Here is a 14,683-nt window from a genome sequence, read left to right as displayed (position 1 = left end):
CACTCGTGCCTACCGGCGCTACAGCTTCTCGATCACGTAGTCGATGCAGGCCGTCAGCGCCCGCACGTCCGCCGGGTCGACCGCCGGGAACATCGCGATCCGCAGCTGGTTGCGGCCCAGCTTGCGGTACGGCTCGGTGTCCACGATGCCGTTGGCGCGCAGCACCTTCGCGACCGCCGCCGCGTCGATCTCGTCGGAGAAGTCGATCGTGCCGATGACCTGCGAGCGCTTGGCCGTGTCCGTGACGAACGGCGTCGCGTACTTCGACTCCTCGGCCCAGCCGTACAGGGCCTGGGACGACTCGCGGGTGCGGGCCACGGCCCAGTCGAGACCGCCCTGGCTGTTGATCCACTTCAGCTGCTCGTTGAGCAGGAAGAGGGTCGCGAGCGCCGGGGTGTTGTACGTCTGGTTCTTCAGCGAGTTGTCGATCGCCGTCGGGAGGGAGAAGAACTCCGGGATGTGACGGCCCGACTCGTGGATCCTCTTCGCCCGCTCCAGCGCGGCCGGGGAGAACGCCGCCAGCCACAGACCGCCGTCGGCGGCGAAGGACTTCTGCGGCGCGAAGTAGTAGACGTCCGACTCGGTGATGTCGACCGGGAGGCCGCCCGCGCCGGAGGTCGCGTCGACCAGGACCAGCGCGCCCTCGTCGGCGCCCGCGACCCGCTTCACGGGGGCGGCGACACCGGTCGAGGTCTCGTTGTGGGTGAACGCGTAGACGTCGACGCCCGCCTCGGCCCGCGGCTCCGGGTGCGTACCCGGGTCGGAGGAGATCACGGTCGGCTCGGCCAGCCAGGGGGCCAGCTTCGCGGCCTTCGCGAACTTGGAGGAGAACTCGCCGAAGTTCAGGTGCTGCGACTTGTTCTCGATCAGCCCGTGGGTCGCGATGTCCCAGAAGGCGGTCGAACCGCCGTTGCCCAGGATCACCTCGTAGCCCTCGGGCAGCGAGAAGAGGTCGCGCACTCCGGCACGTACCTCGCCGACCAGGTTCTTGACCGGTGCCTGGCGGTGGGACGTACCGAGGAGGGAGGTGCCGGTGGCGGCCAGGGCGTCCAGCGCCTCCGTACGCACCTTGGAGGGGCCCGCGCCGAAACGGCCGTCGGCGGGCTTGATGTCAGCGGGAATCCGGATCTCAGCCACGAGGCGGAGCGTATCCGGTCGGAAGGGCCGACGGCGGACGATGTCCGCCGGATGAGACGACAGGTGAGACATCCTGAGCTGGTGGGAAAACACGAGGAGCACCCCGAGCAGCACCACGAGCGGCACCACGCGCGGCACGACGAGCGCCATCAGGACACGTACGACAAGGAGCACCCGGAGCTGGCGGCGGCGCTGCGCGCGGCCTTGGCCGGAGACATCGACTTCGGCACCACGGCGCGGGCCCTGGCGACGATGGACGCGTCCAACTACCGCCGGGTGCCGCTGGGTGTGGTCGCCCCGCGCGACGCGGCGGACGTGGCGGCCGCCCTGTCCGTCTGCCGCTCGTACGGGGTACCGGTGGTCGCCCGGGGCGGGGGTACCTCGATCGCGGGCCAGGCCACGGGCACCGGCGTCGTGCTCGACTTCACCCGCCACATGCGCGCGCTCGTCTCCCTGGACCCCGAGGCGCGCACGGCCGTCGTCCAGCCCGGCCTCGTCCTGGACCGGCTGCGCGAGGCGGCCCGCCCGCACGGGCTCACCTTCGGCCCCGACCCCTCCACCCACAGCCGCTGCACGCTCGGCGGCATGATCGGCAACAACGCGTGCGGGGCGCACTCCGTGGCCTGGGGCACGACCGCCGACAACGTCCTCGGCCTCGACGTCCTCACCTACCGGGGGACGGAACTGCGCCTCGGACCCGACTGGCGGGGCGCGCCCGCCGGACTGCGCGACCTCGTCGGCCGGAACCTCGGCGCGCTGCGGACCGGCTACCCGGCCGGCCTGCCGCGCCGGATCTCCGGCTACGCCCTCGACGCGCTGCTGCCGGAGCGGGGCGCGGACGTGGCCCGCTTCTACTGCGGCAGCGAGGGCACGCTCGGCGTGCTGACCGAGGCGACCGTACGCCTGGTGAAGGCACCGTCGGCGCCCGTCCTCGCCGTCCTCGGCTACCCGGACGAGAGCGCGGCGGCCGACGCGGCGGCGGGACTCCTGCCGTACGGGCCGCTGACGGTCGAGGGGATGGCGGACGACCTCGTGCCGGGCCCCGAGCGGATGCTGCTCCCCCGGGGCGGCGCCTGGCTCTTCGTCGAGACGGACGGGGAGAGCGCGGCCCGGGCGCTGGTGCGGGCGGCGGACGCGCTGGACGCGACCGTCGTGACGGAGCCGGCCGAGCGGCGGGCGCTCTGGCGGATCCGCGAGGACGCGGCCGGCACGGCGACCCGGATGCCCTGGGGCGGTGCGGCCTGGCCCGGCTGGGAGGACTGCGCGGTGCCGCCGGCGCGCCTCGGGGCGTACCTGCGGGAGTTCCGGGCGCTGCTCGCCTCGTACGGTCTGCGGGGCACGCCGTACGGACACTTCGGCGACGGCTGCGTCCACGTCCGGATCGACTTCGACCTGTGGACGGACACCGGGGTCGGCCGCTTCCGGGAGTTCTCCGAGGCGGTCGCGGACCTGGTCATCGCGCACGGCGGATCGCTGTCGGGCGAGCACGGCGACGGGCAGGCGCGGGCGGAGCTGCTGCCGAAGATGTACGGGCCCGAGCTGGTCGGCCTCTTCGGGGAGGTCAAGGACCTGTGGGATCCGGAGGGCGGCCTGAACCCGGGGATCCTGGTGCGGCCGAAGCCGCTGGACTCCGGGCTGCGCTTCGAGGGGCTGCGCTTGGAGGCCCTGGGGCCGGCAGACGGGCGATCGGGGCTGCCGGTGGTCGTGCCCGGGGTGGCGCGGTGCGTCGGGGTCGCCAAGTGCCGGGTGGCGGGCCCGAGCGCGGGGCCGGGCGTGATGTGTCCTTCGTACCGCGCCACGGGGGAGGAACGGCACTCCACGCGGGGCCGGGCGCGGCTGCTGCACGAGATGGCCCTCGGGGAGGTCGTCACCGACGGCTGGCGCTCGGAGGAGGTCCGCGAGGCGCTCGACCTCTGCCTCGCGTGCAAGGGCTGCCGCAGCGACTGCCCGGTGGGCGTCGACATGGCCGCGTACAAGGCGGAGTTCCTGCACCGGCACTACGAGGGCAGGCGACGGCCGTGGTCGCACGTCACGATGGGCCGGCTGCCGCAGTGGCTGCGCTGGTTCGGCCCGGCGCTCAACCTCGGCCGCGCCCTGCCCTTCGCCGCCCGCCTGGCGGGGGGCACTCCGGAGCGGGAGCTTCCGCGCGTCGCGTCCCGCACGTTCGTCTCCTGGTTCGGCACCCGTCTGGAGACGCCCTCCGACGTGCTGCTGTGGCCCGACACCTTCACCAACCACCTCGCCCCGCACGTCGGGCGCTCGGCGGTACGGGTCCTGGAGGCGGCGGGCGTCCGGGTCGGGCTGCCGCCCGGCCGGGTCTGCTGCGGACTCACCTACGTCTCCACCGGGCAGCTGGACCGGGCGCGCAAGGTCATGCGCTCCACGCTCGACGTCATGGAGTACGCGCCCGGTCCGGTGGTCGTCCTCGAACCCTCCTGCGCGGCGACCCTGCGGACGGACCTGCCGGAGCTGTTGCCCGACGACCCGAGGGCCCGCCGACTGGCCTCCTCCGTACGGACCTTCGCCCAGGCGATCGAGGAGTTCGCGCCCACCTGGGACCCGCCGCGCCTGGACCGCGAGGTGGTCGGCCAGACGCACTGCCACCAGCACGCGGTCCTCGGCGACGCGGCCGAGCGGCGGCTGCGGGAGCGGGCCGGTCTGACCGGCGAGCTGAGCGGCGGCTGCTGCGGCCTGGCGGGGAACTTCGGATTCGAACCCGGTCACTACGAGGTGTCGGTGGCCTGCGCGGAGGACCAACTCCTGCCGGCGCTGCGGTCGGCCGGCGCGGACGCGCTCGTCCTGGCCGACGGCTTCTCCTGCCGCACGCAGATCGACCACCTGACGGACGGGCAGGGACGGCATGTGGCGGAGGTGCTGGCGGAGGCGCTGCCGGCGCGGGAGCCGTGAGGGGGAGTGCGGCCGGGCACGGTCGGGCCGGGAGGCCGGACTCGGGTCGGGCCTCCCGGGTGATCGCGCGGGCAGGCCGGGAGGCCTTGGGTCAGGCCTCCCGGGTGATCGCGCGGGCCAGGGTCACCAGCGCCCCGATCGCCGGGTGCGGGGCGGCGTCCCGCCAGGCCAGGACCAGCGGGACGGGCGGCGCGTCCGTCAGGGGGCGGTAGGTCACGCCCGGGTGCGGGTGCATCGCGGCCGTGGAGGCGGAGGAGACGCCGACGCCCCGGCCCGCCGCGATCGCCGTCAGCCAGTCGTCGGTGTTGCCGACGGTCAGCGTGCCGGACGGGCGGTGGGCGCGCGGCCAGAGGTCGAGGGTCGTCGTGCCGGAGACGGTGTTGAGGACGACCATCTCGCCGGCGAGGTCCGCGAGCAGCACCGCCGAACGACCGGCGAGCGGGCTGTCGGCGGGGACGGCGGCGACCCGGGTCTCGGCCGTCAGCTCGGCGGTCGCGAGGCCCGGCGCGTCCACCGGCCCCCGGAGCAGCGCCGCGTCCACCTCGCCCCGGACGAGGCCCGCCGTGCGGTCGTCGACGCGGAGGAGTTCCAGCGGCGTCCCGGGGTGCTCGCGCTGCCAGCGGCGGAGCAGGGGGGTGGTGTACGGGCCGAGCGCCGACCACGCGTACCCCACCCGGAGCGGCCGGTGGCGGAGCCGTTCGGGGTCGAGGGCGGCGTCGAAGGCGGTGACCGCCGCGGCCGCCCGGTCCAGGAAGGCGCGGCCTTCGGCGGTGAGGGCGAGGTGGTGGGTGGAGCGGTCGACGAGCCGGACCCCGAGATGTTTCTCCAGGGCGGCAAGCGTGCGGGAGACGGCGGGCTGCGTGAGGTGGAGCCGGGCCGCCGCCCTGGTCACGTTGCCCTCCTCGGCGATGGCGAGGAAGCAGCGGAGATGACGCAGCTCGATGCCCATGCGTCCGGAGCATAAGCGCAGCCCAATCGGCATTTCACCCGCCGCGCGGTGGCTCGTAGCGTGAGAGGCGGGACCCGGTTGACGAGCGGGTGAGTGCATTATTATGGACCGACAGTCCAGTCTGATGAACTATGCTCGGGAGTCAGTTCAGTCAGTCCAGTCAGTCTCCGAGGGACCGCACCACGCAAGGGAGTGAGCCGGTGGACAGCCCGGTCAAGGACATCGCCGCCGTCTCCGTACCCGAGGCGGCGGCCGGCCCGGCAGCGGCCGCGGACGCTCCCGGCGGCCGGGCGACCCGCCTGGGGCCCGTCGCGCTCGTGGTCGCCGGTGGTCTCTCCGTACAGTTCGGCTCCGCCCTCGCCGTCCTGCTCATGCCCCGCGCGGGCGCCCTCGGCGTCGTCACGCTCCGGCTCGTGCTCGCCGCGGCCGTCCTGCTGATCGTCTGCCGCCCGAAGGTGCGCGGCTACGGCCGCGCCGACTGGGGCACGATCGTCGCCTTCGGTGCCGCCATGGCGGGCATGAACATCCTCTTCTACCAGGCCGCCGACCGGATCCCGCTGGGCGCCGCCGTGACCCTGGAGGTCCTCGGCCCGCTGATCCTCTCGGTGATCGCCTCCCGTCGGCTGGTGAACCTGCTCTGGGCCGGGCTCGCCCTCGGCGGTGTCGTGCTGCTCAGCGGTGGCGGCTTCGACCGGCTGGACCCGGTGGGCGCGGCCTTCGCGCTCGCGGCGGGCGCGATGTGGGCGACGTACATCGTCTTCTCCGCCCGTACCGGCCGCCGCTTCCCGCAGGCGGACGGGCTGGCGCTCGCCATGGCGTTCGGCGCCGTGCTGAGTCTGCCCTTCGGCATCGTGGAGGCGGGCGAGAAGCTCCTCGTACCGTCGACGATCGGCCTCGGCCTCGCCGTCGCGCTGATGTCCTCCGTCCTGCCCTACACCCTCGAACTCCTCGCCCTGCGCCGTCTCCCCGCACCCACCTTCGCGATCCTGATGAGCCTGGAACCGGCCATCGCGGCGACGGCCGGCTTCCTCGTCCTCCACCAGGCCATGTCCGTGACGGACGCGCTCGCCATCTCCCTGGTCATCGCCGCGAGCATGGGCGCGGTCCGCACACAGATGCGCCGGCCCCGCGCGGGGACCTGACCCCCGCGACCCGCCCTCAGCGGGACCTTCGGTACACCCGCACGCCATCCGTCGTGAGTGCCTCCGGGATGTGGGCGAGTGGCGGGAGGTGCTCGATGTGGTGGGTTCCGGGTGGGAGGGTGCCGGTGAGGAGGGCGCGGGTGACGTGGGCGGTGACGAGGCCGCTGGCGCGGCTCTGGCCGTTGCCGGTCAGGGCGTACGAGACCCGGCGACCGTCACCGTCACCGTCACCGTAGGCGTCGGCGCGCAGGGCGAAGCCGTCGCCGCCCAGGTGGACCCGGCGGACGGAGTCGGTCAGGAGCCGGCGCAGGGCCGGCCGGGCGTGGGCGGCGCGCAGTGGTCCGGTGCCGCGCAGGGCGAAGAGCGCCGCCGTCAGGGGCCGCGAGTCCAGGCAGAAGCGGGTGGTGACCTCCGGCACCCCGAGCGTGCGGGCCAGGGTGAACTGGTCGGAGAACGGGAACGCGTGGGCCCTGCGCATCCCGAACCCCGGCAGCCCGACCCGGACGGCCGCACCGCCCCGAGGCGCCGGTTCCACCAGACTGTCCAGGGTCCAGCGGACGGCGTCCTCGCCGTGCCGCTCGCCCGAGCCGAGCAGCACGGTGAGATCCAGCCGCCGCGCCCCGCCCACGGCCGTGTGCGCGCGGTGGGCCAGCAGGTTGGTCAGGCCGGGCGCGACGCCCACGCTCAGGACGGCGGTCGCGCCGCTCGCCACCGCCAGGTCGTGGTGCGCGGCCACCCCGTCGAGGAGCGCCCGGTCGGCCGAGACGTCGACCACGTGGATCCCGCGCTCCAGGCAGAGCCCGGCGACCCGCGCGTCGGGCGGCTCCACGCACAGCACGACCGCCACCACGTCGCCGAGGCCGTCCAGGACCCGGCCGAAGCCCTCCGGGTCGCGGACGTCGACGCGTGCGCCGCGGCTCCGGCCCCCCGGCACGATCCGGCCCGGGAACCACTCGCCGAGGGTGGCGGTGACCGTGGCCCCCACGGCGCCGTAGCCGCCGACCACCAGAACCCGCCCCGCCCGTACGTCAGTTCGCTTCATCGCAGTCATGCCTCATTCAATCCCGGACGCCTCCCAGATTTCCAAGCAAGCACGCTTGCTTGTTTTGCGGGCCGCTGCCATGCTCCTCGGCACAGGCCCGCCCGTGTCCCACCCTGCCCGAGGGGAGCGCACCGTGTCCGACCCTGCCGTCGTCCTCGACGACCTGCGCGGCGAGAGCGAGGAAGTCGACCGGCTGGTCGACGGGCTGAGCGGTGCGCAATGGGCCGCTCCGACCCCCGCCGAAGGCTGGACCGTCGCCCACCAGATCGCCCATCTCGCCTGGACCGACCGGGCGGCCCTGCTCGCCGCCACCGACCCGGACGCCTTCGCCGCCGAGACCGAGAAGGCCCTCGCCACCCCCGACACCTTCGTCGACGAGGGCGCCGAGGAGGGCGCCGCGCTCCCGCCCCACGAGCTGCTCGCCCGCTGGCGCGCCGGACGCGAACAGCTCCAGCGCGCGCTGCGCGAGGCCCCGCCCGGCGCCCGCTTCCCCTGGTACGGGCCGCCCATGAGCGCCACCTCCATGGGCACCGCCCGGCTCATGGAGACCTGGGCGCACGGCCAGGACGTCGCCGACGCCCTCGGTGTCGTCCGCGAACCCACCGACCGGCTCCGGCACGTGGCCTGGATCGGCGTCCGGGCCCGCGACTACGCCTATCTCGTACGGGGGATCACGGCCCCGGCCGAGCCGTTCCGGGTGGAGCTGATCGCCCCCGACGGCGAGGAGTGGGTGTACGGGCCCCCGGACGCGGCCCAGCGGATCCGCGGGACCGCCCTCGACTTCTGCCTCCTCGTCACCCAGCGCGTCCACCGGGACGACACCGCCCTGCGGGCCGAGGGCGCCGGCGCCGAGCGCTGGCTGTCGATCGCCCAGGCCTTCGCCGGCCCGGCCGGCCCCGGCCGCCCCGCCCGGGGGGCCCGGTGATCCTCCGTATCGGCAACGCGTCCGGCTTCTACGGCGACCGCTTCGACGCCGTCGAGGAGATGCTCACCGGCGGGGAGCTCGACGTCCTCACCGGCGACTACCTCGCCGAACTGACCATGCTCATCCTCGGCCGCGACCTCCTGAAGGACCCCGGCGCCGGTTACGCGAAAACCTTCCTGCGCCAGATGGAGCAGGGGCTCGGCCTCGCCCACGAGCGAGGGGTGAAGATCGTCACCAACGCGGGCGGCCTCAACCCCGCCGGCCTCGCCGACGCCCTGCGCGCCCTCGCCGACCGTCTCGGCGTCCCGGCCCGGATCGCCCATGTCGAGGGCGACCGGCTGCCCCCGGAGGACGGAGTCCTCGCCGCCAACGCCTACCTCGGCGGCGCCGGCATCGCCGCCTGTCTCGCCGCGGGCGCCGACGTGGTCGTCACCGGCCGCGTCACCGACGCCGCCCTCGTCACCGGCCCCGCCCAGTGGTTCTTCGGCTGGGACCCCACCGAGCCCGCCGACCACGACCGCCTCGCGGGCGCCGTCGTCGCCGGACACGTCCTGGAGTGCGGCGCCCAGGCCACCGGCGGCAACTACGCCTTCTTCCGGGACCACGACGTGCGCCGCCCCGGCTTCCCCCTCGCCGAGATCCACCCCGACGGCACCTCCGTCATCACCAAGCACGCCGGTACGGGCGGGCTCGTCGACGTCGGCACGGTCACCGCGCAGCTCCTGTACGAGACGGCCGGCGCCCGGTACGCGGGACCCGACGTCACCGCCCGGCTCGACACCGTACGGCTCACCCAGGACGGCCCCGACCGGGTCAGGATCAGCGGCGTACGCGGCGAGGCGCCGCCGCCCACCCTCAAGGCCGGCCGCTGCCGCCTCGGCGGCTTCCGCAACGAGGTCGTCCTCGTCCTCACCGGCCTCGACATCGAGGCGAAGGCCCGGCTCGTCCAGGACCAGCTCGAGGACGCCTTCGGTCGGGCCAAGTCCCGGCCCGCAGAGGTGCGTTGGGAGCTGGTCCGCACCGACCGGCCCGATGCCGCGACCGAGGAGACCGCGAGCGCCCTGCTCCGGCTCGTGGTCCGCGACCCCGGCCCGGAGGCCGTCGGCCGCGCGCTGAGCGGCGCCGTCATCGAGCTCGCCCTCGCCAGCTACCCCGGCTTCCACGTCACCGCGCCGCCCGGCAAGGGCGCGCCCTACGGCGTCTTCGAGGCCGCGTCCGTAGCGGCCGCCGACGTCCCGCACACCGCCGTGCTGCCCGACGGGACCCGCGTCCCCGTCCCCGTACCGCCGCACACCCGTGAACTGGCGCCGGTCGACCCGCCCCCGCTCCCCGAGCCCCTGCCTCCCGGGCCCACGCGCCGGGTGCCCCTCGGGCGGGTCGCCGGGGCCCGCAGCGGCGACAAGGGAGGGGACGCGAACATCGGCGTCTGGGTCCGTACGGACCGGGAATGGCGCTGGCTCGCCCACACCCTCACCGTGGAGCGGCTGCGCGCCCTCCTCCCGGAGACCGCGGGACTGCCCGTCGTACGCCACGACCTGCCCGGCCTGCGGGCGGTGAACTTCGTCGTGACCGGACTCCTCGGGGAGGGCGTCGCCTCCCAGGCCCGCTTCGACCCGCAGGCCAAGGCCCTCGGCGAATGGCTCCGCGCCCGTGAACTCGACGTACCGGAGGAACTCCTGTGACCGTCCTCGCCTCCGCCCTCGACACCGGCGGACCGGAGTACGCCGCGCACCGCGCCGCCATGCTCGACAAGCTCGGCGCGCTCGACGCGGAACACGCCAAGGCGCTCGCCGGAGGCGGCGAGAAGTACGTCGCACGGCACCGCAAGCGCGGAAAGCTCCTCGCCCGCGAGCGGATCGAGCTGCTCGTCGACCCCGACACGCCCTTCCTCGAACTGTCGCCGCTCGCCGCCTGGGGCAGCGACTATCCGGTGGGCGCCTCGATCGTGACCGGTATCGGGGTGGTGGAGGGCGTCGAATGCCTCATCACCGCCAACGACCCGACCGTACGGGGCGGGGCCTCCAACCCGTGGACGCTGAAGAAGGCCCTGCGGGCGAACGAGATCGCGTACGCCAACCGGCTGCCGTGCATCGCGCTCGTCGAGTCCGGCGGCGCCGACCTGCCGTCCCAGAAGGAGATCTTCATCCCCGGCGGGGCGCTGTTCCGGGACATCACCCGGCTCTCCGCCGCCGGGATCCCGACGATCGCGGTCGTCTTCGGCAACTCGACGGCCGGCGGGGCGTACGTCCCCGGCATGTCCGACCACACGGTGATGATCAAGGAGCGGTCGAAGGTCTTCCTCGGCGGTCCGCCGCTGGTGAAGATGGCGACGGGGGAGGAGAGCGACGACGAGTCGCTCGGCGGCGCCGAGATGCACGCCCGCACCTCCGGCCTCGCCGACCACTACGCCGTCGACGAGCCGGACGCGCTCCGCCAGGCGCGCCGGATCGTCGCCCGGGTCAACCACCGCAAGGCGCACCCGGATCCGAAGGGTCTCGCGGAGCCGCCGAAGTACGACGAGGACGAGCTGCTCGGGATCGTGCCGGGGGACCTGAGGACGCCGTTCGACCCGCGCGAGGTGATCGCCCGGATCGTGGACGGCTCGGACTTCGACGAGTTCAAGCCGCTGTACGGGCCGAGCCTGGTGACCGGCTGGGCCGCGCTGCACGGCTACCCGGTGGGCATCCTCGCCAATGCCCAAGGGGTGCTCTTCTCGGCCGAGTCGCAGAAGGCGGCGCAGTTCATCCAGCTCGCCAACCAGCGCGACATCCCGCTGGTCTTCCTGCACAACACCACCGGCTACATGGTCGGCAGGGAGTACGAACAGGGCGGCATCATCAAGCACGGCGCGATGATGATCAATGCCGTGTCGAACTCCCGGGTGCCGCATCTGAGCGTGTTGACGGGGGCGTCGTACGGCGCCGGGCACTACGGCATGTGCGGCCGGGCCTACGACCCGCGCTTCCTCTTCGCCTGGCCGAGCGCCAAGTCGGCCGTGATGGGCCCGCAGCAGCTCGCCGGCGTCCTTTCGATCGTGGCGCGGGCCAGCGCCGCCGCCAAGGGGCAGCCGTACGACGACGAGGCGGACGCCGGACTGCGCGCGATGGTCGAGGCGCAGATCGAGTCCGAGTCGCTGCCGATGTTCCTCTCCGGGCGGCTGTACGACGACGGCGTCATCGACCCCCGCGACACCCGCACGGTCCTCGGACTGTGCCTGTCCGCCATCCACACGGCACCGGTCGAGGGCGCGCGCGGCGGCTTCGGCGTCTTCCGAATGTGAGGCCTCTTCCGATGATTTCGACTGTGCTGGTCGCGAACCGGGGCGAGATCGCCTGCCGGGTGTTCCGTACGTGCCGTGAGCTGGGCATCGAGACGGTCGCGGTGTACTCGGACGCGGACGCCTCCGCCCTGCACGTCCGGGAGGCGGACGCGGCCGTCCGGCTCCCGGGCGCGGCGCCCTCGGACACGTACCTGCGCGGCGACCTCGTGGTGAAGGCGGCGCTGGCGGCCGGCGCGGACGCCGTCCACCCCGGCTACGGCTTCCTCTCCGAGAACGCCGACTTCGCGCGGGCGGTGACGGACGCGGGTCTGGTGTGGATCGGGCCGCCGCCGGAGGCGATCGAGTCGATGGCGTCGAAGACGCGGGCGAAGGAGCTGCTGGGAATCGCCCCGCTCACCGACGTCACCGAGGCGGACCTGCCGGTCCTGGTCAAGGCGGCGGCGGGCGGCGGCGGGCGGGGCATGCGGATCGTCCGCGACCTGGCCGCGCTCCCCGGGGAGCTGGCCGCCGCCTCGGCGGAGGCGGCGAGCGCCTTCGGGGACGGCGAGGTGTTCGTCGAGCCGTACGTCGAGAACGGCCGGCACGTGGAGGTGCAGATCCTCGCCGACGGGCAGGGGACGGTGTGGGCGCTCGGCACCCGGGACTGCTCGCTCCAGCGCCGCCACCAGAAGGTCATCGAGGAGGCCCCGGCGCCGGGACTGCCGTCCGCGCTCCTCGACGAGCTGTACGAGCGGTCGGTGGCGGCGGCGAAGGCCGTCGGCTACGTCGGCGCGGGCACGGTCGAGTTCCTCGTCGCGGACGGCCGGGCGCACTTCCTGGAGATGAACACCCGCCTCCAGGTCGAGCACCCGGTGACGGAGGAGGTGTACGGGGTGGACCTGGTCGCCCTCCAGCTCTCCGTCGCCGAGGGCCACGCCCTGCCGCCGGAACCCCCCACCGCCCAGGGCCACGCGATCGAGGCCCGCCTCTACGCGGAGGACCCGGCGACGTCCTGGACCCCGCAGACGGGGGTGCTGCACGCGCTGGAGTTCCCGGAGACCGGCACCCCGCGGGCCTTCGGGGCCCCGCGGCTTCGCGCGGACGATCCGCGGCTTCGTGCGGAGGACCCGCGGCTCCGTGCGGCGGCCGGTGCCGGGACCGTGCCGGCGGACGGCCCGTGGCCTCGCGCGGGCGGCGCGGCCCGTGGCGCCCCGGCGGCCGATGCCGACAGCACGCCGGCGGAGCACCCGCGGCTCCGTGCGGCGGCCGGTGCCGGGACCGCGCCGGCGGACGGCCCGCGGCTCCGCGCGGTGGGCCTCCGGGTCGACACCGGTTACGCCTCCGGGGACACGATCGGCGTCCACTACGACCCGATGCTCGCCAAGGTCGTCGCCCACGCCCCCACCCGCGCCGAGGCCGTCCGGAAGCTCGCCCACGCGCTGGACCGGGCCCGGATCCATGGGCCCGTCACCAATCGGGACGTGCTCGTCGCCTCGCTGCGGCACCCGGAGTTCCAGGATCCCGGGCGGCTCGACACCGGCTTCTACGGGCGGAACCTGGACGCGCTGACCCGGGCCCGCGACGGCGAGGCGTACGCCGCCGTCGCCGCCGCGCTCGCGGACGCGGCCGGGCGAGCGGGCCGGTTCGGCGGCGGGTGGCGGAACGTCCGCTCGCAGGACGAGACGAAGACGTACGGCGAGCACGAGGTGTGCTACCGCCCCACCCGCGGCGGCGGCTACACCGTCACCGCCCCCGAAGGCGTCCGCCCCGTCACCGTCACCCCGCACCTCGTCCGCCTCGAAGTCGACGGTGTCGTACGGGACTTCGAGGTCGCCCGCCACGGCGACACCGCGTACGTCGGCCCCCACCGCCTCACCGCACGTCCCCGCTTCCCCGACCCCCGCGACCAGACCGCGCCCGGCTCGCTCCTCGCCCCCATGCCCGGCACCGTCGTCCGGGTCGCCGAGGGCCTCGCGGTCGGCGACCCCGTCACCGCCGGGCAGCCGCTCCTCTGGCTGGAGGCCATGAAGATGGAGCACCGCGTCACCGCCCCCGCCTCCGGCACGCTCACCGCGCTCCACGCCGCCCCCGGCCGCCAGGTCGAGGTCGGCGCCCTGCTCGCCGTCGTACAGGCCGCACCGGCCGCCGATGCACAGGAGGACCAGAAATGACCGGCACCGTCGTCGAATCCCCCGAACACACCGCGCTCCGCTCCGCCGTCTCCGCCCTCGGCCACCGCCACGGCCGCGACCACGACCACGACGCCCTCTGGGCCGAGGCCGGCAAGCTCGGCTACCTCGGCGTGAACCTGCCCGAGTCCCACGGCGGCGGAGGCGGCGGCATGGCCGAACTCTCCATCGTCCTCGAAGAGCTGGGCGCCGCCGGAGCGCCGCTCCTCATGATGGTCGTCTCACCCGCCATCTGCGGCACGGTCATCGCCCGGTTCGGCACCGACGAGCAGAAGGCGGCCTGGCTGCCCGGTCTCGCCGACGGCAGCCGCACCATGGCCTTCGGCATCACCGAGCCCGACGCCGGATCCAACTCCCACCGCATCACCACGACCGCCACCCGGACCGAGGCGGGCTGGGTCCTCAACGGACGCAAGGTCTTCGTCTCCGGTGTCGACATCGCCGACGCCACCCTCATCGTCGGCCGCACCTCCGACGCCCGCACCGGCAACCTCAAGCCGTGCCTCTTCGTCGTCCCCCGCGACGCCCCTGGCTTCGGCCGGCGCCGGATCGACATGGAACTCGCCGCCCACGAGAAGCAGTTCGAGCTCACCCTCGACGACGTCCACCTCCCCGCCGACGCCCTGGTCGGCGACGAGGACGCGGGCCTCCTCCAGCTCTTCGCCGGGCTCAACCCCGAGCGGATCATGACCGCCGCCTTCGCGATCGGCATGGGCCGGTACGCGCTCGGCCAGGCCGTCGCCTACGCCAAGGACCGCCAGGTCTGGAAGACCCCCATCGGCGCCCACCAGGCCATCGCCCACCCCCTCGCCCAGGCCCACATCGAGCTCGAACTGGCCCGGCTGATGATGCAGAGGGCCGCCCACCTCTACGACGCCGGAGACGACCTCGGCGCGGGAGAGGCCGCCAACATGGCGAAGTACGCCGCCGCCGAAGCCTGCGTGAAGGCCGTCGACCAGTCCGTCCACACCCTCGGCGGCAACGGCCTCACCCGCGAGTTCGGCCTCGCCCAGCTCATCACGGCCTCCCGCGTCGCCCGGATCGCCCCCGTCAGCCGCGAAATGATCCTCAACTACGTGTCGCACCAGTCCCTGGGTCTCCCCAAGTCGTACTGAGCCGCGCGATCCTGGCGC

The 14,683-nt window shown here is 74.4% G+C and carries 10 protein-coding genes; 7 read left to right on the top strand and 3 right to left on the bottom strand.

Annotated features, from left to right (window positions below; all coding sequences use genetic code 11):
- Positions 1-18 precede the first annotated feature (18 nt).
- Positions 19-1,137 carry a phosphoserine transaminase gene (gene serC, locus ACF06X_RS17850; protein WP_392288191.1) on the bottom strand — a complete coding sequence of 373 codons (1,119 nt, stop codon included), beginning with the start codon at positions 1,135-1,137 and terminating at the stop codon, positions 19-21.
- A 180-nt stretch (positions 1,138-1,317) separates the two neighbouring features.
- On the opposite strand from serC, the gene ACF06X_RS17845 reads away from it, so the two are divergent.
- On the top strand, positions 1,318-4,044 hold the full coding sequence (locus ACF06X_RS17845; RefSeq protein WP_392288440.1) for an FAD-binding and (Fe-S)-binding domain-containing protein: 2,727 nt from the start codon (positions 1,318-1,320) through the stop codon (positions 4,042-4,044).
- Between the two features lie 91 nt (positions 4,045-4,135).
- On the opposite strand, the gene ACF06X_RS17840 is transcribed toward ACF06X_RS17845, so the two are convergent.
- Entirely contained in the window at positions 4,136-4,993 is an 858-nt protein-coding gene (locus tag ACF06X_RS17840) for a LysR family transcriptional regulator (RefSeq protein WP_392288190.1), read from the bottom strand.
- Positions 4,994-5,193: 200 nt separating this feature from the next.
- Here ACF06X_RS17840 and ACF06X_RS17835 point away from each other — a divergent pair, with 200 nt between their 5' ends.
- Positions 5,194-6,135, top strand: a complete 942-nt coding sequence (locus tag ACF06X_RS17835; protein WP_392288189.1) for a DMT family transporter — start codon at positions 5,194-5,196, stop codon at positions 6,133-6,135.
- A gap of 16 nt (positions 6,136-6,151) precedes the next feature.
- Here the strand turns inward: ACF06X_RS17835 and ACF06X_RS17830 are convergent, their stop codons facing one another.
- Complete coding sequence (locus tag ACF06X_RS17830; RefSeq protein ID WP_392288188.1) at positions 6,152-7,177, bottom strand: saccharopine dehydrogenase; 1,026 nt, start codon at positions 7,175-7,177, stop codon at positions 6,152-6,154.
- Positions 7,178-7,310: 133 nt separating this feature from the next.
- Between ACF06X_RS17830 and ACF06X_RS17825 the strand changes: the two genes are divergently transcribed.
- From ACF06X_RS17825 to ACF06X_RS17805, 5 genes are read left to right on the top strand one after another with little or no spacing between them, the layout of a single operon-like run.
- Positions 7,311-8,102, top strand: coding sequence for a TIGR03084 family metal-binding protein (locus tag ACF06X_RS17825; RefSeq protein ID WP_392288187.1), 792 nt, complete (start codon positions 7,311-7,313; stop codon positions 8,100-8,102).
- On the top strand, positions 8,099-9,784 hold the full coding sequence (locus ACF06X_RS17820; protein WP_392288186.1) for an acyclic terpene utilization AtuA family protein: 1,686 nt from the start codon (positions 8,099-8,101) through the stop codon (positions 9,782-9,784). The genes ACF06X_RS17825 and ACF06X_RS17820 overlap by 4 nt, the downstream gene beginning before the upstream one ends.
- Positions 9,781-11,382, top strand: a complete 1,602-nt coding sequence (locus ACF06X_RS17815) for an acyl-CoA carboxylase subunit beta (protein WP_392288185.1) — start codon at positions 9,781-9,783, stop codon at positions 11,380-11,382. The genes ACF06X_RS17820 and ACF06X_RS17815 overlap by 4 nt, the downstream gene beginning before the upstream one ends.
- 11 nt (positions 11,383-11,393) lie before the next feature.
- A complete protein-coding gene (locus tag ACF06X_RS17810) occupies positions 11,394-13,532 on the top strand; it encodes an acetyl/propionyl/methylcrotonyl-CoA carboxylase subunit alpha (protein WP_392288184.1) in 2,139 nt (712 codons plus the stop codon).
- Entirely contained in the window at positions 13,529-14,665 is a 1,137-nt protein-coding gene (locus ACF06X_RS17805) for an acyl-CoA dehydrogenase family protein (RefSeq protein ID WP_392288183.1), read from the top strand. Before ACF06X_RS17810 ends, ACF06X_RS17805 begins: the two co-directional genes overlap by 4 nt.
- The last annotated feature ends 18 nt before the right edge of the window (positions 14,666-14,683 follow it).

Source organism: Streptomyces sp. NPDC015346, assembly GCF_043078785.1.
Classification (GTDB): Bacteria; Actinomycetota; Actinomycetes; order Streptomycetales; family Streptomycetaceae; genus Streptomyces.
The sequence above is the reverse complement of the archived record's forward strand: the minus strand, read 5'-3'. Positions and strand labels throughout refer to the sequence as shown.